17 protein-coding genes are annotated in these 21,483 nt (G+C 72.5%); 8 read left to right on the plus strand and 9 right to left on the minus strand.

What is annotated here, in order from left to right; translation table 11 throughout:
- Positions 1-6: 6 nt before the first annotated feature.
- Positions 7-519, minus strand: coding sequence for a DUF6912 family protein (locus IG05_RS0137205; RefSeq protein ID WP_030348534.1), 513 nt, complete (start codon positions 517-519; stop codon positions 7-9).
- Positions 520-852: 333 nt separating this feature from the next.
- Between IG05_RS0137205 and IG05_RS0137210 the strand changes: the two genes are divergently transcribed.
- Entirely contained in the window at positions 853-1,332 is a 480-nt protein-coding gene (locus tag IG05_RS0137210; protein WP_030348535.1) for an Rv3235 family protein, read from the plus strand.
- A gap of 483 nt (positions 1,333-1,815) precedes the next feature.
- Here IG05_RS0137210 and secA read toward each other — a convergent pair whose 3' ends face one another.
- Positions 1,816-4,626, minus strand: a complete 2,811-nt coding sequence (gene secA, locus IG05_RS0137215; protein WP_030348536.1) for a preprotein translocase subunit SecA — start codon at positions 4,624-4,626, stop codon at positions 1,816-1,818.
- 251 nt (positions 4,627-4,877) lie between these two features.
- Between secA and IG05_RS0137220 the strand changes: the two genes are divergently transcribed.
- Positions 4,878-5,447 (plus strand): GNAT family N-acetyltransferase, encoded by a 570-nt coding sequence (locus IG05_RS0137220; protein WP_030348537.1) that lies wholly within the window; start codon positions 4,878-4,880, stop codon positions 5,445-5,447.
- A gap of 66 nt (positions 5,448-5,513) precedes the next feature.
- The gene (locus IG05_RS0137225; protein WP_030348538.1) at positions 5,514-6,689 is read left to right on the plus strand and encodes a winged helix-turn-helix domain-containing protein; all 1,176 of its coding nucleotides are present in this window, start codon (positions 5,514-5,516) and stop codon (positions 6,687-6,689) included.
- A 22-nt stretch (positions 6,690-6,711) separates the two neighbouring features.
- Here IG05_RS0137225 and IG05_RS0137230 read toward each other — a convergent pair whose 3' ends face one another.
- The 7 genes from IG05_RS0137230 to mtnA all read right to left on the minus strand — a co-directional run bounded on the left by IG05_RS0137230 (position 6,712) and on the right by mtnA (position 15,543).
- On the minus strand, positions 6,712-7,458 hold the full coding sequence (locus IG05_RS0137230; RefSeq protein WP_030348539.1) for a response regulator: 747 nt from the start codon (positions 7,456-7,458) through the stop codon (positions 6,712-6,714).
- Between the two features lie 203 nt (positions 7,459-7,661).
- On the minus strand, positions 7,662-8,354 hold the full coding sequence (gene hpf, locus IG05_RS0137235) for a ribosome hibernation-promoting factor, HPF/YfiA family (RefSeq protein WP_420707651.1): 693 nt from the start codon (positions 8,352-8,354) through the stop codon (positions 7,662-7,664).
- A 312-nt stretch (positions 8,355-8,666) separates the two neighbouring features.
- Positions 8,667-9,527 (minus strand): ComF family protein, encoded by an 861-nt coding sequence (locus tag IG05_RS0137240; protein WP_030348541.1) that lies wholly within the window; start codon positions 9,525-9,527, stop codon positions 8,667-8,669.
- Between the two features lie 132 nt (positions 9,528-9,659).
- The gene (locus IG05_RS0137245; protein WP_030348542.1) at positions 9,660-11,492 is read right to left on the minus strand and encodes an LpqB family beta-propeller domain-containing protein; all 1,833 of its coding nucleotides are present in this window, start codon (positions 11,490-11,492) and stop codon (positions 9,660-9,662) included.
- Positions 11,482-13,584: an MtrAB system histidine kinase MtrB gene (gene mtrB / locus IG05_RS0137250; RefSeq protein WP_030348543.1), complete on the minus strand. Its 2,103-nt coding sequence runs from the start codon at positions 13,582-13,584 to the stop codon at positions 11,482-11,484. Before mtrB ends, IG05_RS0137245 begins: the two co-directional genes overlap by 11 nt.
- 1 nt (position 13,585) lies before the next feature.
- The gene (gene mtrA, locus IG05_RS0137255) at positions 13,586-14,275 is read right to left on the minus strand and encodes a two-component system response regulator MtrA (protein ID WP_187279108.1); all 690 of its coding nucleotides are present in this window, start codon (positions 14,273-14,275) and stop codon (positions 13,586-13,588) included.
- A 116-nt stretch (positions 14,276-14,391) separates the two neighbouring features.
- Positions 14,392-15,543 carry an S-methyl-5-thioribose-1-phosphate isomerase gene (gene mtnA, locus IG05_RS0137260; protein ID WP_030348545.1) on the minus strand — a complete coding sequence of 384 codons (1,152 nt, stop codon included), beginning with the start codon at positions 15,541-15,543 and terminating at the stop codon, positions 14,392-14,394.
- Positions 15,544-15,683: 140 nt separating this feature from the next.
- Between mtnA and IG05_RS0137265 the strand changes: the two genes are divergently transcribed.
- From IG05_RS0137265 to IG05_RS0137285, 5 genes are read left to right on the plus strand one after another with little or no spacing between them, the layout of a single operon-like run.
- Positions 15,684-17,066 (plus strand): glycerophosphoryl diester phosphodiesterase membrane domain-containing protein, encoded by a 1,383-nt coding sequence (locus tag IG05_RS0137265; RefSeq protein ID WP_030348546.1) that lies wholly within the window; start codon positions 15,684-15,686, stop codon positions 17,064-17,066.
- 4 nt (positions 17,067-17,070) lie between these two features.
- Positions 17,071-17,850: a DUF4129 domain-containing protein gene (locus tag IG05_RS0137270; protein WP_030348547.1), complete on the plus strand. Its 780-nt coding sequence runs from the start codon at positions 17,071-17,073 to the stop codon at positions 17,848-17,850.
- Positions 17,847-19,043, plus strand: coding sequence for a DUF4350 domain-containing protein (locus IG05_RS0137275; protein WP_030348548.1), 1,197 nt, complete (start codon positions 17,847-17,849; stop codon positions 19,041-19,043). Before IG05_RS0137270 ends, IG05_RS0137275 begins: the two co-directional genes overlap by 4 nt.
- A complete protein-coding gene (locus IG05_RS0137280) occupies positions 19,043-20,032 on the plus strand; it encodes an AAA family ATPase (protein ID WP_107051491.1) in 990 nt (329 codons plus the stop codon). The genes IG05_RS0137275 and IG05_RS0137280 overlap by 1 nt, the downstream gene beginning before the upstream one ends.
- Complete coding sequence (locus tag IG05_RS0137285) at positions 20,032-21,342, plus strand: DUF58 domain-containing protein (RefSeq protein ID WP_030348550.1); 1,311 nt, start codon at positions 20,032-20,034, stop codon at positions 21,340-21,342. Before IG05_RS0137280 ends, IG05_RS0137285 begins: the two co-directional genes overlap by 1 nt.
- Positions 21,343-21,483 lie beyond the last annotated feature (141 nt).

The raw sequence follows: 21,483 nt of genomic DNA on the forward strand, positions 1-21,483 counted from the left end.
GCCGGGTCAGCCCAGGCCGACGAGGTTGGGGATCTCCTGCGTGGCGTACCACAGCAGCTCGTGGTCGTCCACCTCGTCCACGGCGAACTGCGCGTCGTCGTCCCCGCCGTCCGCCGCCTCCAGCGCGTCCGCCGCCGCGGCCACGTCCGGCTCCGCGTCCTCGGCGTCGACGTGCACGGCGGCGGCCTTCGCGAGCGGCACCGCCGCCGTCACGGTGACCTCGCCGAGGGCCGCCGGTTCCAGCCCGCGGTCCGGGTCGACGCTCGCGGCACCGTCGGGCACGTCCACGGCGACCACGACCCGGCGCCGTACCGCGTCCGGGTCCGCGGCCAGCAGCCGCAGCGAGGCCTGCGCGGCGCGGCCGAGCGCCGCGTACTCCAGCTCCTCGATGTCCTCGGAGAGGTACCACTCGCGGAGCGCGGGCGTGACGGCGTACGCCACGAGGGGGCCGCTCCCCAGCTCCCCCGTCTTGTACGCCTCGGCGAGAGCGGGGAGGGTCAGGGGGACGTAGACGCGCATGCTGGCCGCTCTTTCCTGTTCCGGGTCGAAGGCTCCGCTGGCCCCGGGGAGAGCGGCTGGCGCGTCTCCCGAAGGGCCTTCAGGATACGTGCGCCCGTCCCCTTTCGAGCCCCCGCCCACACCCGTGCCAGCGTCCACCCCGGGCCCGGAATTCACCCTGTCCGCCCGCCTGACCACCGGCTTCCGGACACCTCGCGTCCCTCGGATAAGTGAACATCGCGGCCCCTCCCCCGCCGGCCGCGCCTTCCTTGCCGGCGCCCGGCGCACCCCGTACAAGATCCCCACCAGCTAGTTACCGCCCGGTATCCCCGGGCCCGCCGAACGGGGACCCCCATGAACAAGGTCATGAGCCGTACCGCCCAGCCCCGCCCGCGGCACCGCCCGCCGACTCGCCGCGACTCCCGCCGCCCCGGCGGCGCCCCGCCCCGCATGCCCAGCCGGCCGACGGCCGCACGGCCGGAGACGGCCCGTACGCTGCCCGGAGCGGCCCTGCGGCAGCCCCGGCCCACCGACCTCTTCGCCGAGCGTCTGCTGGCCGTCCTGAGCGGCCAGCGCCCCGTCCACTGGATGCTCCGCCACACCGCGGGCCGCGCGTACGACGACCTGGCCCGCCTCGCCGAACACAGCCCCCTGCGCACCCTCGGGCCCCGCCCCTTCGTCCACGACATCGGCTACTACGTCCCCAGCGAAGGCGCCCTGGAGGTCTTCGCCCGCGTCGGCGCCGGCGACCGGCTCCGCGCCCTGGCCTTCCGCCTGGAACGCGGCAAGGACCTCCGCTGGCGCTGCACAGCAGTGGAAACGGGCCCGTCGTAACACCGTCACCACCACCCGGACACGGGCCCGGTGAGTGGCAGCGGCGCCGGTCGGGCGCGGGCCCCGTGAGCGCCGGGGGCGCCGGGGGCGCCGGGGGCGCCGGTCGGGCGCGGGCCCGTGGTGACGACGGCACCGCCGATCGGGCACGGGCCCGTGGTGACGCGGCGCCGCCGATCGGGCGGGGGCACGGGCGTGCGCCAGGGGCGCCGGTGGTGCGGGCACAGGAGTGCACTGGCGACGCTGGTCGGGCACGGGCGGGCGCTGCCGACGCCAGCCGGGCAGGGGCGCGGGCAAGGGCGTGCGCCTGCGGCGCCGGTCGGGCGCGGGCACGGCGTGGCCGGTCACGCGGCTGAAGGAGACGTAGCGCACCTCCCCGCGCCCGCGGGGAGCCGCGCCCGCCGTCGGCCGGGCAGTGCACCACCGGCAACGCGGAAGGGCCGGGCTTCCGCAAGGAAACCCGGCCCTTCTCAAGCAGCGCCCGCGTTACTTCTTACGGCGGCGCCCGCCCTTGGCCTGCCGCCGCCGCTCCGCCCGGGTCAGCCCGTCGGACTCGGACCGCACCGGCTCCTCGTCCTCCAGGTCACGCTCGACGATGCCGCCCTCACCGTCCACCGTCGGCGCGGAGAAGTGCAGATCCCGCCGCTGCGGAACGTCCAGCCCCTTCGCGCGGATCTCGGGACGCGCACCCGCCTGCGCCGGCACGGTGTCCTGCACACCCTCGCCCACCGGCGCGGCTTCCTCGACCGGGACCTCCTCGACCTGCTGCTCGACCTGGACCTCCAGGTTGAACAGGTAGCCGACGGACTCCTCCTTGATGCCGTCCATCATCGCGGTGAACATGTCGAAGCCCTCGCGCTGGTACTCGACCAGCGGGTCCTTCTGCGCCATCGCGCGCAGGCCGATGCCCTCCTGGAGGTAGTCCATCTCGTAGAGGTGCTCGCGCCACTTGCGGTCCAGGACCGACAGCACGACCCGGCGCTCCAGCTCACGCATGATCTCGGAGCCGAGCTGCGCCTCGCGGCCCTCGTACTGCTCGTAGATGTCCTCCTTGATGGACTCCTCGATGAACTCGGCGGTCAGACCGGCCCGGTCGCCGGCCGCCTCCTCCAGCTCGTCGATGGTTACCTTCACCGGGTACAGCTGCCGGAAGGCACCCCACAGCCGGTCCAGGTCCCAGTCCTCGGGGAAGCCCTCGGAGGTCTCGGCGCGGATGTACGCCTCGATCGTGTCGTCCATGAAGTGCCGGATCTGGTCGTGCAGGTCCTCGCCCTCCAGCACGCGCCGGCGCTCGCCGTAGATGACCTCGCGCTGCCGGTTGAGCACCTCGTCGTACTTCAGGACGTTCTTACGGGTCTCGAAGTTCTGCGTCTCGACCTGGGCCTGCGCGGACGCGATCGCGCGCGTGACCATCTTGTTCTCGATCGGCACGTCGTCGGGCACGTTGGCCATCGACATCACGCGCTCGACCATCTGGGCCTTGAACAGGCGCATCAGGTCGTCGCCGAGGGAGAGGTAGAAGCGGGACTCGCCCGGGTCGCCCTGACGGCCGGAACGACCGCGCAGCTGGTTGTCGATCCGCCGCGACTCGTGCCGCTCGGTGCCGAGGACGTAGAGCCCGCCGAGCTGCTCGACCTCGTCCTTCTCCGCCTTGACGGCCTGCGCGGCCTTCTCCAGGGCGGCGGGCAGGGCCGCGGCCCACTCCTCGATGTGCTCCTCGGGGTCGAGGCCGCGCTGGCGCAGCTCCGCCTCGGCGAGGTCCTCGGGGTTGCCGCCGAGCTTGATGTCCGTACCACGGCCGGCCATGTTGGTGGCCACCGTCACGGCACCCTTGCGGCCGGCCTGGGCGACGATCTGCGCCTCGCGCTCGTGGTGCTTGGCGTTCAGCACCTCGTGCTGGATGCCGCGCTTGCTGAGCTGCTGCGAGAGGTACTCCGACTTCTCGACGGAGGTCGTGCCGACGAGGATCGGCTGGCCCTTCTCGTGCTTCTCGGCGATGTCGTCCACGACCGCCTCGAACTTCGCCACCTCGGTGCGGTAGATCAGGTCCGACTGGTCCTTGCGGACCATCGGCTTGTTGGTCGGGATCGGGACCACGCCGAGCTTGTAGATCTGGTGGAACTCGGCGGCCTCGGTCATCGCCGTACCGGTCATGCCGGAGAGCTTCTTGTAGAGGCGGAAGAAGTTCTGCAGGGTGATCGTGGCGAGCGTCTGGTTCTCGTCCTTGATGTCCACCCCTTCCTTCGCCTCGATCGCCTGGTGCATGCCCTCGTTGTAGCGGCGGCCGGCGAGGATACGGCCGGTGTGCTCGTCGACGATCATGACTTCGCCGTCGATGACGACGTAGTCCTTGTCCTTCTTGAAGAGCTCCTTGGCCTTGATGGCGTTGTTCAGGTAGCCCACCAGCGGGGTGTTCACCGACTCGTAGAGGTTGTCGATGCCCAGCCAGTCCTCGACCTTGCCGACGCCGGACTCGTGGATGGCGACCGTGCGCTTCTTCTCGTCGACGTCGTAGTCGCCGGTCTCCTCGACGCCCTTGAGCGGGTTGCCGGCCTCGCCGCGCTTGAGGCGGGTGACCAGCTTGGCGAAGTCGCCGTACCACTTGGTGGCCTGGTCGGCCGGGCCGGAGATGATCAGCGGCGTACGCGCCTCGTCGATCAGGATGGAGTCGACCTCGTCGACGATGGCGAAGTTGTGGCCGCGCTGCACCAGTTCGTCCTTCGCCCACGCCATGTTGTCGCGCAGGTAGTCGAAGCCGAACTCGTTGTTCGTGCCGTAGGTGATGTCGCACGCGTACTGCTCGCGGCGCTGGGCCGGCGTCATGTTGGCGAGGATGCAGCCGACGTTCAGGCCCAGGAACTTGTGGACGCGGCCCATCATCTCGGAGTCGCGCTCGGCCAGGTAGTCGTTGACCGTGATGAGGTGGACGCCGTCCCCGGACAGGGCGTTCAGGTACGCGGGCAGCGTGCCGACGAGGGTCTTGCCCTCACCGGTCTTCATCTCGGCCACGTAGCCGAGGTGGAGCGCGGCACCGCCCATCAGCTGCACGTCGTAGTGCCGCTGGCCGAGGACGCGCTTGGCCGCCTCACGCACGGTGGCGAACGCCTCGGGGAGCAGGTCGTCCAGGCTCTCACCATCGGCGTAGCGCTGCCTGTACTCCTCGGTGAGGGCCCGCAGCTCGGCGTCGGAGAGGTCGACGAAGTCCTCTTCGATGGAGTTGACCTGGTCCGCGATGCGGTGCAGCTTGCGCAGGATCTTGCCTTCGCCTGCACGCATGATCTTCGAGAGGACGGACACGGGGGCTGGTCTCCTTGCCGGTCGGGCCTGGGACGGTCGGTTTTCCTTGACGTACTGAGCAACGGCCATCGTATGCGAGGACCCGGCCGCGCCGGGAGGCCTGGCGGCCCGACGGCTGCTTCACCCTGGACAACGGGCGGTCCATCCGGATAGTGCCGCATCGGCGCACGGAATTACGCGAAATGTGATCGCGCGCTCACTCATCGCGAAAATCCATGGCCCCGGACGGGCGACCCGAGCACAATCGGGCGATGGAACCCGTCACGCTCACCACGGATCGCCTCCTGCTGCGCGCGGTCGGCCCCGCCGACACCGACGCCGTGTACGCGGCCGCGCAGGACCCCGACATCCAGCGCTGGACGACGGTCCCCTCGCCCTATCTGCCCGAGCACGCGGCCGGTTTCACGGAGCAGCTCGTCCCCGAGGGCTGGGCGCAGGGGTCGATGTTCACCTTCGGTGTCTTCCCGGCCGGCGGGGAACTGGCCGCCATGCTCGCCCTCACGATGCGCTCGCTGGGCACGGCCGAGGTCGGCTTCTGGGCGACCAAGGAGCACCGCGGCCGCGGGTACGTCGTGGAGGCCACGCTCGCCGCCTGCCGGTGGATCTTCTCCGGGGTCGGTGTCGACCGTGTCGAGTGGCGGGCCGAGGTCGGCAACCAGGCCTCGCGCGCGGTGGCGGAACGCGCGGGCTTCACCGTCGAGGGCACCCTGCGCTCCGGCATCAACAACAAGGGGGTGCGCCGGGACTGCTGGATCGGCTCCCTGCTCCCCTCGGACCTCGGTCTGCCGTCGACGGCCCCGTACCTGCCCGCGCGTGCCTGAGCGCGGCCCGCTGTGGCGGGTCGCCGGCTCGCCGCGGTGTCAGTGGCACCCTCTATCGTCCGAGGCATGACGACCCTTCCGCGCCCCACCACCACCCTCACCGCGGACGACGCCCGCCGGATCGTCCTGCGGGCCCAGGGCCTGCTCGGCGCGCCCGACCGGCGCGCGGGTGTCCGCGGGGTGCTGCGCCACCTCGGCGCGGTGCAGCTCGACACGATCTCCGTCCTGGCCCGCTCCCACGAGCTCGTGCCGTACGCCCGGCTGGGCGCGGTCGGCCGCCAGACCGTGGAGGCCGCGTACTGGACGGACGCCCACGCCTTCGAGTACTGGTCGCACGCCGCCTGCATCCTCCCCATCGAGGAGTGGCCGCACTTCGCCTTCCGCCGCCGCGCCTACCGCGACCGCCCCCACTGGCACCACGACCTGCCCGAAGGTGCCTACGACCAGGTCATCAAGCAGCTGCGCGCGGAGGGTCCGCTGACCGCCACGGAGCTGGGCGGCGCGAAGAAGACGAACGACTGGTGGGACTGGTCGGGCACGAAGGTCGCCGTGGAGCGGGCGCTGATGTACGGCGAGGTCGTGTGCGTGGAGCGGCGCGGCTGGAAGCGGGTGTACGACCTCGCCGAGCGCGCCGTCCCGGACACGCTGCTGCACGACGAGCTGGACGACACCGAGTGCCTGCGCCGTCTGGTCCGGCTGGCGGGCGAGTCGCTGGGCGTCGGCACGCGCGCGGACATCGCCGACTACCACCGCCTCAAGGCCGAGCAGGTCGACGCGGTGATCGCGGACTCGGGGCTGGTGCCGGTCGAGGTCGAGGGCTGGGGCAGGCCGGCCTGGGCGGACCCGGCGGCCCTGGCGGCGCCGCCGCGCGGCCGGCACCGCACGACACTGCTGTCGCCGTTCGACTCGCTGATCTGGGAGCGGGCGCGCACCGAGCGGATCTTCGGTTTCACCCACCGGCTGGAGGCGTATGTCCCGAGGCCCAAGCGGATCCACGGCTACTTCGCGATGCCGGTGCTCGCCGGCGGCCGGCTCGTCGGGCGTGTCGACCCGGCCCGGGAGGGCCGCACGCTGGTGGCCAAGCAGGTCACCCTGGACGGCCCGAAGGCGGTCCGGGCGGTCGCCCAGGCCCTGGCCGAGGCGGCGACCTGGGTGAACTGCACGAACGTCCGCGTCGAGCGCGTGGACGCACCCGAGCTGCGCGAGCCCCTCACCCGGGAACTCGCCGGTCTCCTCGGGTAGGCGCCGCCGGATCGGGCCGGCGCTAGCGGATCTCCAGGATCTTCTCCCGCATCGCGTAGACCACGGCCTCCATCCGGGAGTGCAGCTGCAGCTTCTCCAGGATGTTGCGGACGTGGTTCTTCACGGTGTTCTCGGAGATGAACAACTCCTTGGCGATGTCCCGGTTGTTCATGCCCGTGGCGACGAGTTTGAGGACCTCCAGCTCCCGGTCGGTCAGCCGGGGCGCGGGCACCAGCCGGCGTTCGTCGGTGCGCTGGATCATCGACTTGAACTCGGTGAGGAGTTTCGACGCCATCGAGGGGCTGATCTGCGACTGCCCGTCGGCCACCGCGCGAATGGCGGTGGCCACCTCGTCCGTCGAGATCTCCTTGAGGAGGTATCCGGTCGCGCCCGCCTTGATCGCGTCGTAGAGGTCGGCCTCCTCGTCGCTGATCGTCAGCATGATGATCTTGGCACTGGGGGCGACCTCCTTGATGGAGGTGCAGGCCTCGATCCCGCCGCGCTTGGGCATGCGGACGTCCATCAGCACGATGTCGGGCAGCAAGTCGGCGGCCTTGTCGACGGCCTCGGCCCCGTCGCCCGCCTCGCCGACGACCTGGATGTCCTCCTCGGCCGCGAGCACGATCTCCAGTCCGCGCCGGAAGAGGGCATGGTCGTCCACGACCAGGACCCGGATCGGTTCCTTGCGCGACGGGTCCGCATCCGGGCCCATACCCATGACATCGTCGTCGGCGTCCCCGTCCCGCATCGGTCCGAAGGTGTCCGCCATCGTTCCTCCCCCTGAAGGCTGTGGCCTGTGGTCCTGTGCCATCGCCAACCCAAGGCAGCGGCCCACCGGTTGGGCCGGTGCGGCCATGATTTCATGCCCGGACGCCACGGAGGTGACGTGCGGGGCGCGAAGTGGTCGCACACCGGTGCCCCTGGGGGCGCACACGCGCTCCAGGGGCACCGGCTCAGCTTCAGCCGGGCGGGTCAGCCGCCCAGCGTGCCACCCGCTGCGGGGGCCTGCGTCTCTGTGACCATCGGGTCCGTGCTGAGGTGGATCACCCCGTAGTCGTAGGCGTGTCGCCGGTAGACGACGCTCGGTTCCTTCGTCTCGGAGTCGACGAACAAGTAGAAGTCGTGGCCGACCAGTTCCATCTCGTAGAGGGCCTGGTCGAGGCTCATCGGAGCGGCGACGTGCGTCTTCTCGCGGACGACGAGGGGGCCTTCACCCTTGACCTCCAGCGAGCCGATCTTCTTGGTCGGCACTCCGTCCGTGTCCTCGTCGTGGACGGGGAGGCCGTTGCCGTTCAGTGTCGCCGCGTCCGGGACGTGGTCGGGGACCTCTGCCGCCGAGATCCGGCGCGCGCCTCGGCGCGAGAACCGCTTGTCGTGCTGCTTGCGCAGCCGGGCGTCCAGCTTCTCCGCCGCCAGGTCGAGTGCCGCATACGGATCGCTGGCCGCCGCCTCCGCCCGGATCACCGGACCGCGGGAGTGGAGGGTGATCTCCACTCGGTCGCAGCGGTCGGCCTGTCGGGGGTTCGGTTCCTTGGACACCTCGACGTCGAGGCTCATCACCTTGGCATCGAGCCGCTGGATCTTCTCCAGCTTCAGCTTCTCGGCCACGTGCTTGCGGAACCGCTCGGGCACCTCGGTCTTGCGGCCTTTGACGACGATGTCCACGCAGAACTCCGTTCCCGGATCGCTCCGCTGCATCGGCGGAGCATCTCCCTTTCGCACCAGGTCCGGTGATCACCGGACCTCGGACTCGGTGACTTCCACCTCCTCCTCCCCCATGGGCGAGATCTACACCCCACCGGTGCGGGTGATTGCGCAAAACCCGCAGCACGGCATTCGGATATGCGAGGCCTGGCCTGCGCCTTTCCTCACACCCGAACATATCTCGCCCGGACGGATGTCGTCACCCTCTACTGCGGCGTACCTCCGTTCAGGTGAATTAGGGCCCTCACCACCTGCAACGTGGCAAGTTGACGATCAGTTCCTGTTTATTCCGAAGGAATCGCGAGGAGCGGCGATCACCGCGGCACGAAGCATCACGCCGACGGCGTTCAAGACGGCCTTTTCCGGTGCACTGTGCACCCACTCGCTCCTCTCCTGTCGTACACCGATCCGTTGTTCCTCCCTACCTTCCCGAGTTATCGCGTCATACACGACCGTCCCTCGATCGGGCCGGGAGAGCCCCGCCCCCCGCAGGGCCCGCGCCGCCTCCGCGAGACTGGCGCCCGTCGTCATCAGGTCGTCGACGAGCACCACACGGCCCGCGCCGAGCAGCCGGCCGCCGCCCGGGCTCACCTCCAGCGCCCCGGCGAGGTTCTCCAGGCGCTGCCGGGCGTCCAGCCCCGCCTGGTCCGCCACGGCCCGCCGCTGCCGCAGTACGGCCGCCACCCTGGCGGGTGTCCCGGTGCGCCGCAGCTCCCCGGCCGCCGCGAGCGCCATCCGCCGCACCGGATCGTGCCCCCGCGCCCGCACGGCCCACCGGGCGGAGGGCACGGGAACCAGCAGCACGGGCCCGCGCCCCGACGCAGTGGCGCCTGCACCGCCCTTGCCGAGACCTGCCCGGACCGCCCCCGCCAGCGCCCTGCCCAGCACTCCCGCGAGAACCAGCGCGCCGCGCTCCTTGTGCGCGAGCAGCAGCGCGCGCACCTCCGCCGCGTAGGGAGCCACCGCGTGCACCACCGGCAGCCCGGCCGGCTCCGGCACCGGCCGCACCCGCCGGGCCACCCCCGCGCCGAGCATGGCCCGGCACCGCGCGCAGAGCGCCGTACGAGGTGCACCGCAGCCCGCGCAGTCGGCCGGCAGCACCAGGTCGGTGAGGTCCTGCCACCACCCCCGCATGACCACCACTGTGCCAACGCCGCCGCCGGCCGGCCACCCCTGTGGACAACGCCCTGTGGACAACTCCGGGCCCGTCCGCGGGCACGGCGGGAGCGCGGCCCCCGGCCCGGGCGGGTCCGGGGGCCCCGGCGGTCAGCCGGGATAGACCGGCGCGGTTCCGTCCTTGTCGACCTTCTGCCACTGGGCCCCGGACGGCAGCCGTACGACCCCGTCCTCCGAGTAGGCCACCAGCGGCACCCGCTCGTCCTCGGACGCGGCGATCGCCTTGACGCTGGTGAGCGCGCCCGGCGCCGGACCGTCGAGCGTGGAGCCGTCGACCTGGACGTACCGCATCTGCTGCACGCCGCCCTGCTCCTGCCCGACGACGAGCAGCCTGCTGTCCCCGGCCCAGGAGATGGCGCTGACCTGCTCCAGGTCCGGCGCCGCCGACCGCAGTCCGTCGACCGATATGCCCTGCCCGGTCCCGTCGTCACGCTGGATCCGGCCGATGAACAGGGACTGCTTGTCGTCCTTCGCCACGACCAGCGCGATCCGCGCCCCGTCCGCGGCCACCCGGACGTCCTCTATCCGGCCGGGCAGGTCGGGCAGGGCCACCTGTTCCGACTTGGTGGCGCCCGCTTCCAGCACGAACAGCCCCGGCCGGTGCGGATCGCGGTCGGCCACCCACAGATCGCCGCGCGCGTCCCAGCTCGGTGTGGTCAGCCGCTCGGCGGGCGTCGGACCGTCACTGGTGACCTTCGGCTCGCCGAGCGAACCGCCCGACGCCAGCTGCGTCACGTACAGCGACCTGCCCTCGTCGCCGATCCCGGCCGCGGTGTGCTCGTCCCGCGACACCGCGAGCGATTGCAGCCCCTTGTCGCCCTCGCCCAGCGGACCCGGCACCGGAACGGACCCGGTGCCGGTGCTCCCGGCCTGCATCCGTACCGCCCGGTGCTTGCCGTCGAGGAAGTACAGGTACTCGGGGCGCTTGGTCGGACCGTGCCAGGCGACCGACTCGGCGCGCTCCTCGGTGAGTTCGCACAGCCGGTCTCCGCCGGCCCCGCGCAGCTCGACGGACTCCAGCGTCGGCGCCAGGTTCCGCAGGGTGAACATCACCTGCGTCGCCATCTCGGTGCACTTGCTCGCGGCGACCTTCGACGGCTTGAGGTTCAACGGCACCGTCAGCCTGTTCTGGTCGTCCGGTGCCAGCCCGGACACGCCCTTCTGCAACGCGGTACCGGTCGGGAAACTCGACCTGACCACCGGACCGAGCCAGGTGGTGGGCCCGGTCAGCAGCGAGCGGACCATCTGGGTCATCGGGTCGACCTTGCTGCGCACGAACACCGGATCGGCGACCGCCACCGGCTGCCCGCTCGCCCCGACCGCCGTGTTGGAGGCGAAGTAGTACTTGTCGACGGACGTGTAGTTCCGCTGGAAGTCCGACTTGCCCATCACGACGCCGTCGGGCAGCCCGTCGATGCGCCACTGCCCGCTCTTGGGGTTCTTCGTGAGGTGCAGCTTCTTGCGGTAGGAGCCGTCGGCGGGCTGGTAGGCCTGCTGGTCGTCGACCGTGGCCACCCGGGTGCCGGCCAGCACGCAGGTGACGCTGTTGGTCTCCTCCCGGCCGCCCGGGCGGCAGTCGGTCTCGATGGTCGGCCCGTTCGCGAGGACGGTGGTCGACCGCTCCGGCCGCCACTTGCCCGCCGCATCGGCCGTCAGGTACTTGCGCGCCGTGTCGTACCCCGGGTCGTCGCTGGTCAGGGCCTCCAGGAAGCCCTGCATGATCTCGCCCGGACCCGCGCCGTCGGCAGGCGGCATGGCGAACACCCGCACGCCGGTGTCCTGCCGCGGCGTGGACTCCACGTCCCGCAGGTCCCCGCTGTCGGGCATGGAGGCACAACCGGCCAGCAGTACGACACCCAAGGCGGCGTACGCCACCGCGCGCGCCGGCCGCCGCCGTGCGCCCCCCGTGCGGTCAGCGGCCACGAAATGCCTCCCCTGGCTCGGTCGAGTCGTTCGGCGTGGCCGTGTCCGGCCGGTCCCCGCCCGGCTCCGGCGCCGGACGCGCGCCGGGCCCGTCGGCCGGACGCCGGGCGGCGCCGCCGGTGGGCCGGGGCACCACGCGCGTGCCGTTGCCGTTGCCCGGCAGGGCGGTCGGGTCAGCCGAGGGAGTGGTGGCCCCCAGCCGCGGCGCCATCGGCGTCCTGGGCGGCAGTGCGGACGCCTGCGCGCCGGCCTGCTGCACCGGCACGGTCGCCCGCTTCTCCTCGCCCCCGCGGGCCGCACCGGCGTCGGCCGGGGCGCGGTTGCGGCGGGAGTCCTTGGGCTCCAGCGGTATCGGCGAGCCCCGCAGCGGCTCGTCCGCGGTCCTGGGCAGCGTCAGCCGGAACTGCGAGCCGCCGCCCGGCTCGCCCCAGGCCTGCAGCCAGCCGCCGTGCAGCCGCGCGTCCTCCAGGGCGATCGACAGTCCGAGGCCGGTGCCGCCGGTGGTACGCGCGCGCGCCGGGTCGGCCCGCCAGAAGCGGCTGAAGACACGGGTCGCCTCGCCGGGCTTCAGCCCGACGCCGTAGTCCCGCACCGCGACGGCCACGGCCCCGCCCGCCGCGGCCAGCCGGACCACGACGTCCTTGCCCTCGCCGTGCTCGACGGCGTTCACGACCAGGTTGCGCAGCACGCGCTCCACGCGCCGGGCGTCCGCCTCGGCGACGACGGGCTGCTGGTCGCCGACCACCCGTATGTGCGTGCCCTTGCGCTCCGCGAGCGGTTCGGCACCGCTCACCACGCGCCGGACGACCTCCCTGAGGTCGATCGGCTCGGCCTCCAGCGCCGCCGCGCCGGCGTCGAAACGGCTGATCTCCAGCAGGTCCGCGAGCAGCGACTCGAACCGGTCCAGCTGGTCGGCGAGCAGCTCGGCCGACCGCGCGGTCACCGGGTCGAAGTCCTCGCGGGCCTCGTGGATGACGTCGGCGGCCATCCGCACGGTGGTCAGCGGGGTGCGCAGCTCGTGCGACACGTCGGAGACGAACCGCCGCTGCATCCGCGACAGGTCCTCCAGCTGCTGGATCTTGACCTGCAGGTTCTGCGCCATCTTGTTGAAGGCCTCGCCCAGACGGGCGATGTCGTCCTCGCCGGTGACCTTCATCCGCTCCTGCAGCCGCCCGGCGGACAGCCGCTCCGCGATCCCGGCCGCCATCCGCACCGGGGTGACGACCTGCCGCACGACCAGCCAGGCGATGGCGCCGAGCAGGACGACGACGAACAGCCCGGCCGTGGCGAGAGTGCCCTTGACCAGGCTCAGGGACTTCTCCTCCTGCGTGAGCGGGAAGAGGAAGTACAGCTCGTACGGGCGGCCGTTGGGATCGTTGACCTGCTTGCCGATCGCGATGCCCGGCTGCGATTCCTTGCCGCCGTCGTAGACGATCCGCGTGTTGCTCTGGACGGCCGTCGTACCGCTGTTGACCCGCTCACGCAGGGCCGCGGGCACGCTGGAGGTCGGGTTGACGTTGCCGGAGCCACGCGGGCTGCGCCCGCCACCGCTGTCGTCGCCCACCGGCAGCGTCACCACCTCGAAGGCGCCCGCGCCACCGCTGGACAGCGACTCCACGAGGTCGCTCATCCACGGGATGACGGTCTCCGACTGCCTCCCGTCCGCGGTCGACGTCCCGTCACCGGTGGCCGCACCGGTGCCGCCGACCGCCTCGTCGGCCTTCTGCCTGGCCACCGCGAACCCGCCCGTGGCCTGGCTCTGCGACGCCTTGACCTTCGCGTCCAGCAAGCCGTTGCGCACCTGCCCGATCACGACGAAGCCCAGCAGCAGGACGACACCCAGCGACATCAGCAGGGTGGTGGCGACGACCCTGAGCTGGATGTTGCGCCGCCACAGCCGCATCACCGGCAGCAGCGGACGGCGCACCCAGCGCAGGAACAGTCGCAGCACCGGGCTGCCCTGGACGCCGCCGTTCAGCAGGCCGCCGGGGAACAGGGCCCGGAGGCGTGCACCCGCTGCGGGCCGGCCGACAGGCCGCTCCGGACGGGCCCCGGAACCGCCGGGGGCCGAAGCGGCGCTGTCCCCGGACATGTCAGCTCGGTCCGGCCTTGTAACCGACACCACGGACGGTCACCACGATCTCCGGCCGCTCCGGGTCCTTCTCGACCTTGGAGCGCAGCCGCTGGACGTGCACGTTGACGAGCCGCGTGTCGGCCGCGTGCCGGTAGCCCCACACCTGTTCGAGGAGCACCTCGCGGGTGAACACCTGCCACGGCTTGCGCGCGAGCGCGACCAGCAGGTCGAACTCCAGCGGCGTCAGCGCTATCGACTGCCCGTCCCGCTTCACCGAGTGCCCGGCGACATCGATGACCAGGTCACCGATGGTGAGCTGCTCCGGTGCCGGCTCCTCCGACCTGCGCAGCCGCGCCCGGATCCGGGCCACCAGCTCCTTCGGCTTGAACGGCTTCACGATGTAGTCGTCGGCGCCCGACTCCAGACCCACGACGACGTCGACGGTGTCGCTCTTCGCCGTGAGCATCACGATCGGCACCCCGGACTCCGCCCGGATCAGCCGGCAGACCTCGATGCCGTCCCGTCCGGGCAGCATCAGGTCCAGCAGCACCAAGTCGGGCTTGCTCTCACGGAAAGCGGCCAGCGCCTTGTCGCCGTCGGCTACGAAAGACGGCTCAAAACCTTCACCACGCAGCACGATCCCGAGCATCTCGGCCAGTGCTGTGTCGTCGTCGACGACAAGGACTCGTCCCTTCATAAACGACATCATCCCATTCTCATAACAGCGACAGGCGCCCTGGTGAGGCAGGTCACTGGCCGGTGACGATAGTCGTACGAGGCCGTCACTGTCTGCCCCCGTCCGCCGGCGTCCATGTCGTACCGCTCTCAGCGCGGCGTCGGCGGCGCTCCGGCCGAAGACCTGGCACACATCTCCGCGAGGGCCTCGGCCGTCACCGGGGAGACGGCACCCTCCTCGGTCACGATCGCCGTCACCAGCTCGGGCGGCGTCACGTCGAACGCCGGGTTGTACGCCTGCGTCCCCAGCGGAGCCACCGGGACCCCGCCCCCGGCCCCCGTCACCGGCACCTGCGGCGCCGCGACCTCCGTCACCTCGAAACCGGGGCGCTGCTCGACCTCGATGGACGCCCCGTCGGGCGTGTCCAGGTCGACGGTCGTCACCGGCGCCACCACGATGAACGGCACATGGTGGTACCGGGCGAGCACCGCGAGCGGGTAGCTCCCCACCTTGTTCGCCACCGAGCCGTCGGCGGCGATCCGGTCCGCCCCGACCAGCACCGCGTCCACCTCACCCGCCGCGAACAGGGAACCCGCCGCGTTGTCCGTGAGCAGCGTGTACGCCATGTCGCTGCGGGCCGCTTCGTACGCCGTCAGGCGGGCGCCCTGCAGCAGCGGACGCGTCTCGTCCACCCACAGCCGCCGCAGCCGCCCCACCCGGTGCGCCGCCAGGGCCACCGCGAAGGCCGTGCCCTCCCCGCCCGACACCAGCGATCCGGTGTTGCAGTGGGTCAGGATCCGGTGCCCGCCACCGGGCAGCAGCTCGTCCAGCAGCGTCAGACCATGGGCCGCCATCCGGGCACTGGCCTCGGCGTCCTCCTGGTGCAGTGCCCGCGCCGCAGCCAGCGCCGCCACCGCGGCCGCGGTGGGGTCGCCGGTACCGGCCAGCGCCGCCCGATGCGCGGCCTCGGCCCGGCGCACCCCGACGGACAGATTCACCGCGGTGGGCCTGGCGCCCTCCAGCGCCCGGGCCGCCTCGGCCACGTCGAAGCCCCGCGCGGCGGCGAGCGCGACGCCGTACGCCCCCGCGATCCCCAGCAGCGGCGCCCCGCGCACGGCGAGCGAACGGATCGCCTCCACCAGCGCCGCAGCGTCCGTGCACACCAGCTCGACCTCTTCGGCCGGGAGCCTCGTCTGGTCGAGAAGGACCAGTACGGGACCTTCTGGTGGTTCCTCCCATCGGATCGCAGGTATCTCGGTCGGCCGCTTGTCCCCGCTGGTTCGCTCCTGCTGATCAGCCATGCCGTCAGTCTGCCCCGGATCCGGCGGACAATTGAAGGAGTCCCGCCCCGACGGCGGCCGATCCCCCGGTCACCGGCCCATGGCACGATGGCTGCCAACCTGCCGCCGCGACCGCGGACGGGCATCGAGAAGGAGCTTCGATGACAGACACTCCGGGCTGGGCCTCGCCCGGATCCGCCCCGTCGTCCGAGGGTCGGGAACCCGGTGCGTCCGGCCCCGCCGAGCCCGCCGACCGCCCCGGCCCAACCGGGCCCGCATCCCAGCCGGGCCCGGACGCGCAGGGCCCAGGCGGAAAGTGGTCGAAGGAGCAGCCGCCACCAGGCCAGTGGGCGGCCCCCACCGGTGCCCCCAGCCCCCACCAGGCTCCGCCGCCACCGCCCGGCCCGGGCTGGGGCGGCCAGCAGCCCGGCGGCCCCGGCCCCGGCGGATACGGCGGCGGCTACGGCGGCCCGCCACCCGGCCCCGGCGGCTACGGCACCCCCGGCGGCTACCCCGCCTGGGGCGGCGGCTGGGGCGGCCCCCCGCCCGCGGCCAAGCCCGGTGTCATCCCGCTGCGTCCGCTCGGCGTCGGCGAGATCCTCGACGGGGCCGTGTCCACCATGCGCACGTACTGGCGCACGGTCCTCGGCATCGCACTGGCCGTCGCCGCGGTCACGGACACCTGCCTCGTCCTGGTGCAGGGCTTCCTGCTCAACGACGCCCTCGCCGGCACGCAGCTCGACAGCCGGACCGCCACCCCCGACGACGTGTACCGCGCCCTGCGCGAGTCCATGCTCGGCACCGGCATCGTCACGGTGATCTCCGCTGCCGCGGTCGTCGTCGCCACCGCCCTGCTCACGACCATCACCAGCCGCGCCGTCCTCGGCAAGCCGGTCAGCACCGGCGAGGCCTGGCGGGAGGCCCGCCCGCAGATCCCGAAGCTGGCCGGGCTCCTCCTCCTGCTCGGCCTGATCACCGTCGGCGTGGTCGTCGCCGGCGCCCTGCCCGGCTTCCTGGTCCTGGCCGCCGGAGGCAGCGACGCCGGCGGAGCCGCACTGTTCGCCCTCGGCATCCTCGGCGGCGTCGTCGTCGCGGTCTGGCTGGCCATCCGCTACTACCTGGCCGCCCCCGCCCTGATGCTGGAACGCCAGAGCATCACCAAGTCCATGAGCCGCTCCGCCAAGCTCGTGCGCGGCTCCTGGTGGCGCGTCCTCGGCATCCAGCTGCTCGCCTGGCTCATCGCCAACATCGTCTCGGCGATCGTCACCATCCCGTTCGCCCTCGTCGGAGCCGCCGTGAGCGGCGACAGCATGGACAACTTCCTCGGCACCAGCGGGGAACCCGTCGGCTGGGCGTTCCTGATCATCCGGGGGATCGGCTCCCTGATCGGCACCACGCTCACCCTTCCGATCAGCGCCGGCGTCACCGTGCTCCTGTACATCGACCTGCGCATCCGCCGCGAGGCCCTCGACCTCGAACTGGCCCGCGCCGCCGGTGTCCAGGGCTACGGCCCCGGCACCCCCGGCCCCGTCCCCGGGAGCTGATGCGGTGAGCCTCACGGGGGCAGTGCTCACGGCGGCGGGCCCATCGGGCACCGCCGCCCCGCTCGTACGGCAACTGCTGCACGTGTCGGACCAGGCCGTACTGGCCGCCGGCGGCTCGGGAGACGAGCCCCCGGTGACCATCCCGCGTGATCCCGCCCGCGAGGCGGCCCGGCGCGAGCTGTCCAAACGGATGTACCACGAGAACGACCCCAGCCTGCTCCAGCGTGCCCTGAACGCGTTCTGGGACTGGGTCGACCGGCTGTTCGGCGCGGCCGCCTCGGCCACCCCCGGCGGCACGGTCGGACTGATCGTCGTCATCCTCGTCGCCGTCGCCGTCCTGGCCGCCCTGTGGTGGCGCCTGGGCACCCCCCGCCGCCGCCCCGTCTCCACCGCCGTCCTGTTCGACGAGCGCCCCCGCAGCGCCGCCGAACACCGCGCGGCCGGCGAGGCGCACGCGGCGCAGGGCCACTGGAACCAGGCCGTCCAGGAGCGCATGCGGGCCCTCGTCCGCTCCCTGGAGGAACGGGCCCTGCTCGACGTACGCCCCGGCCGCACCGCAGACGAAGCCGCCGCCGAGGCCGGCCGCGTCCTGCCCGCACACACGGACCGGCTGCGGGCCGCCGCCCGCGAGTTCGACGACGTCACGTACGGCGGACGCAGGGCCGGCGAGCAGTCGTACCACCGGATCGCCGAACTCGACCGCGACCTGGAACGCACCAGGCCCACCCTCGCCCACAGCAGCGCCAGCACCGCACACAGCACCCGCCAGGGGGCAGCCGGGTGACCACCGAGGCAACCCCGACGACCACCTCCACCGCGCCGGCCGGACGCCAGGTGTGGACCCGCGCACGCGGCATCGTGCTCGCCGTCGTCCTGCTTCTCGCCGCCGCCGTCGCCATGGCCGCCGTACGCTCCACCACCCGGCACGGGGAACTGGATCCGCGCTCCGCCGACCCCTACGGCAGCCGCGCCGTCGCCCGGCTCCTCGCCGAGCGGGGCGTCTCCACCCGCGTGGTCACCTCGCTCGGTGCCGCCCGCGCCGCCACCGGCCCGGACACCACCCTGCTGGTCGCCGTACCCGACCGGCTGACCCACCGTCAACAGACCGCGCTGCACGCGGCCACGGCGGCCTCCGGCGGGCGGACCGTCCTGGTCGCGGCCGGCAGCTGGTCCGTCGAACGGCTCGCCCCCGGGGTCGCCGCGGACCCCGCCACCAGCGGCGAGGACACGCTGCCCCCGGACTGCGCGCTGTCCGAGGCCCGGCGCGCGGGCACCGCCGACACCGGCGGCCTCCGCTACACCACCACCCACCTCGACGCCGTCTCCTGCTACCCCAGCGAACGCCTCGCCACCCTGCTGCGCATCCCCGCGGCCTCCGGAGGCGGCGACACCGTCGTACTCGGCGCGCCCGACATCCTCTACAACGACCGCCTCGACGAGCAGGGCAACGCCTCGCTCGCCCTCCAACTCCTCGGCTCCCGCCCCCATCTGGTCTGGTACCTCCCCTCGCTGTCCGACACCGCCCCCACGGGAAGCGATGAGCGGAAGAACTTCCTCGACCTGCTCCCCTCGGGATGGCTCTGGGCCACCCTGCAGCTCTTCATCGCGGCGGCCCTCGCCGCCTTCTGGCGGGCCCGCCGCTTCGGCCCGCTCGTGCCCGAGAAACTCCCCGTCGCGATCCGCGCCTCGGAGACCGCCGAAGGCCGCGCCCGCCTCTACGGCAAGGCCAACGCCCGGGACCGCGCTGCCGCCGCCCTGCGCGCCGCCACCCGCACCCGCCTCGCCCCGCTCGTGGGCGTCCCCGCCGCCCAGGCGCACACGCCCGAGGCCCTGCTCCCCGCCCTGTCCGCCCACCTCTCCGGCGACGGACAGACCCTGCACGCCCTCCTCTTCGGACCGCCGCCCGGCGACGACGCGGCCCTCATCGCACTCACCGACCAACTCGACGCCCTCGAAAGAGAGGTACGCCGTTCATGATGGACCCGACCACTGACAACGCCGGGCGGAGCGGAGACGCGGGCACCGCACGCGCCTCCCTGGAAGCCCTGCGCACCGAGATCGCCAAAGCCGTGGTCGGCCAGGATCCCGCCGTGACCGGCCTCGTCGTCGCCCTCCTCTGCCGCGGACACGTACTGCTGGAAGGAGTCCCCGGGGTCGCCAAAACGTTGCTCGTCCGCGCCCTCGCATCCGCACTGGAACTCGACACCAAACGCGTCCAGTTCACCCCGGACCTGATGCCGAGCGACATCACCGGCTCCCTCGTCTACGACGCCCGCACCGCCGAGTTCTCCTTCCAGCCCGGTCCGGTCTTCACCAACCTCCTCCTCGCGGACGAGATCAACCGCACCCCGCCCAAGACCCAGTCGTCCCTCCTGGAGGCCATGGAGGAACGCCAGGTCACGGTCGACGGCACCCCGCGCCCGCTGCCCGAGCCGTTCCTGGTCGCCGCGACGCAGAACCCGGTCGAGTACGAGGGCACCTATCCCCTCCCCGAAGCACAACTCGACCGGTTCCTGCTGAAACTGACGATCCCTCTGCCCTCACGCCAGGACGAGATCGACGTCCTCACCCGGCACGCCGCCGGCTTCAACCCGCGCGACCTGCGCGCCGCCGGCGTACGCCCGGTAGCCGGCCCCGTCGACCTGGAGGCGGCCCGCGCCGCGGTCGCCAAGACGACCGTCTCCCCCGAGATCACCGCCTACGTCGTGGACATCTGCCGCGCCACCCGCGAGTCGCCCTCCCTCACCCTGGGCGTCTCCCCGCGCGGCGCCACCGCCCTGCTCGCCACCTCACGCGCCTGGGCCTGGCTGACCGGCCGCGACTACGTCATCCCCGACGATGTGAAGGCCCTCGCCCTGCCCACCCTGCGCCACCGCATCCAGCTGCGCCCCGAGGCGGAGATGGAGGGCGTGACCGCCGACTCGGTCGTCAACGCCATCCTCGCCCACGTCCCGGTCCCCCGCTGATGGCACTCACCGGACGCGCCGCCCTGCTCGCGGCCCTCGGCTCGATCCCCGTAGGCATCCTGGAACCGGGCTGGACGGGCATCCTCGCGGTCAACGGCCCCCTGGCCCTGGCCTGCGCCTGCGACTACGCACTGGCCGCACCGGTACGCCGTCTCCTGCTGGACCGCTCCGGCGACACCTCCACCCGCCTCGGCGACACCGCCGATGTCACGCTCACGATCACGAACCCGTCCCGCCGCCCACTGCGGGCCCAGGTCCGGGACGCCTGGCCTCCGAGCAGCTGGCAGCCCGGCACCGAGGTCGAAGGCTCCCGGCACCGGCTGACAGTGCCCGCGGGCGAGCGCCGGCGCGTGACGACCCGGCTCCGCCCCACCCGCCGCGGCGACCGGCAGGCCGACCGCGTCACGATCCGCTCCTACGGCCCCCTCGGCCTGTTCTCCCGCCAGGGCGCCCACAAGGTGCCCTGGACGGTGCGAGTCCTTCCCCCGTTCACCAGTCGCAAGCACCTGCCGTCGAAACTCGCCCGATTGCGGGAACTCGACGGCCGCACCAGCGTCCTGACCCGTGGCGAGGGCACAGAGTTCGACAGCCTGCGCGAGTACGTCCCCGGAGACGACACCCGCTCGATCGACTGGCGGGCCACCGCCCGGCAGTCCACCGTCGCCGTCCGTACCTGGCGTCCCGAACGCGACCGGCACATCCTCCTGGTCCTGGACACCGGACGTACCTCCGCCGGCCGTGTGGACGACGCCCCGCGCCTGGACGCCTCCATGGACGCGGCCCTGCTGCTGGCGGCCCTCGCCTCCCGCGCCGGCGACCGCGTGGCCCTGCTGGCCTACGACCGCCGGGTGCGTGCCCTGGTCCAGGGCCGCTCGGCAAACGACGTACTGCCTTCCCTGGTCGACGCGATGGCCACGCTGGAACCGGAACTCGTCGAGACCGACGCCCGTGGCCTCACCGCCACCGCGCTGCGAACCGCGCCCCGCCGATCCCTGATCGTGCTCCTCACGACGCTGGACGCAGCACCGGTCGAAGAGGGGCTGCTGCCCGTACTCCCCCAGCTCACCCAACGCCACACTGTTCTGGTCGCCTCGGTAGCCGACCCGCGTATTGCCCGCATGGCGCAGGCGAGGGGAAACGCGGAGGCGGTGTACGAGGCCGCGTCTGCGGCTCAGGCCCAGAGCGAGCGTCGGCGCACGGCGGAACAGCTTCGTCGTCATGGAGTGACGGTGGTGGACGCGACTCCGGAGGATTTGGCGCCGGCGCTGGCGGACGCATATCTGGCTCTGAAAGCGGCGGGTCGTCTCTGAGCGGGATGTCTGCCGTCGTCCCTTCGGGGACGCAAAAGGCCTCTAAACGCAGAAAACCCCCGCACCGAAGTGCGGGGGTTTCCTCAAAAATTGTTCGGCGGTGTCCTACTCTCCCACAGGGTCCCCCCTGCAGTACCATCG

This window comes from Streptomyces sp. NRRL S-1022 (genome assembly GCF_000720135.1).
Taxonomy (GTDB): Bacteria; Actinomycetota; Actinomycetes; order Streptomycetales; family Streptomycetaceae; genus Streptomyces.

Bases quoted from the DNA above. Each gene is read 5' to 3' on its own strand.
- IG05_RS0137220 (WP_030348537.1), top strand. From the start codon at position 4,878: ATGGAACCCGTCACGCTCACCACGGATCGCCTCCTGCTGCGCGCGGTC.
- IG05_RS0137265 (WP_030348546.1), top strand. From the start codon at position 15,684: ATGACAGACACTCCGGGCTGGGCCTCGCCCGGATCCGCCCCGTCGTCC.
- mtnA (WP_030348545.1), bottom strand. From the start codon at position 15,543: ATGGCTGATCAGCAGGAGCGAACCAGCGGGGACAAGCGGCCGACCGAG.
- mtrB (WP_030348543.1), bottom strand. From the start codon at position 13,584: ATGTCCGGGGACAGCGCCGCTTCGGCCCCCGGCGGTTCCGGGGCCCGT.
- IG05_RS0137280 (WP_107051491.1), top strand. From the start codon at position 19,043: ATGGACCCGACCACTGACAACGCCGGGCGGAGCGGAGACGCGGGCACC.
- IG05_RS0137225 (WP_030348538.1), top strand. From the start codon at position 5,514: ATGACGACCCTTCCGCGCCCCACCACCACCCTCACCGCGGACGACGCC.
- IG05_RS0137210 (WP_030348535.1), top strand. From the start codon at position 853: ATGAACAAGGTCATGAGCCGTACCGCCCAGCCCCGCCCGCGGCACCGC.
- IG05_RS0137230 (WP_030348539.1), bottom strand. From the start codon at position 7,458: ATGGCGGACACCTTCGGACCGATGCGGGACGGGGACGCCGACGACGAT.
- IG05_RS0137285 (WP_030348550.1), top strand. From the start codon at position 20,032: ATGGCACTCACCGGACGCGCCGCCCTGCTCGCGGCCCTCGGCTCGATC.
- IG05_RS0137205 (WP_030348534.1), bottom strand. From the start codon at position 519: ATGCGCGTCTACGTCCCCCTGACCCTCCCCGCTCTCGCCGAGGCGTAC.
- IG05_RS0137240 (WP_030348541.1), bottom strand. From the start codon at position 9,527: ATGCGGGGGTGGTGGCAGGACCTCACCGACCTGGTGCTGCCGGCCGAC.
- mtrA (WP_187279108.1), bottom strand. From the start codon at position 14,275: ATGATGTCGTTTATGAAGGGACGAGTCCTTGTCGTCGACGACGACACA.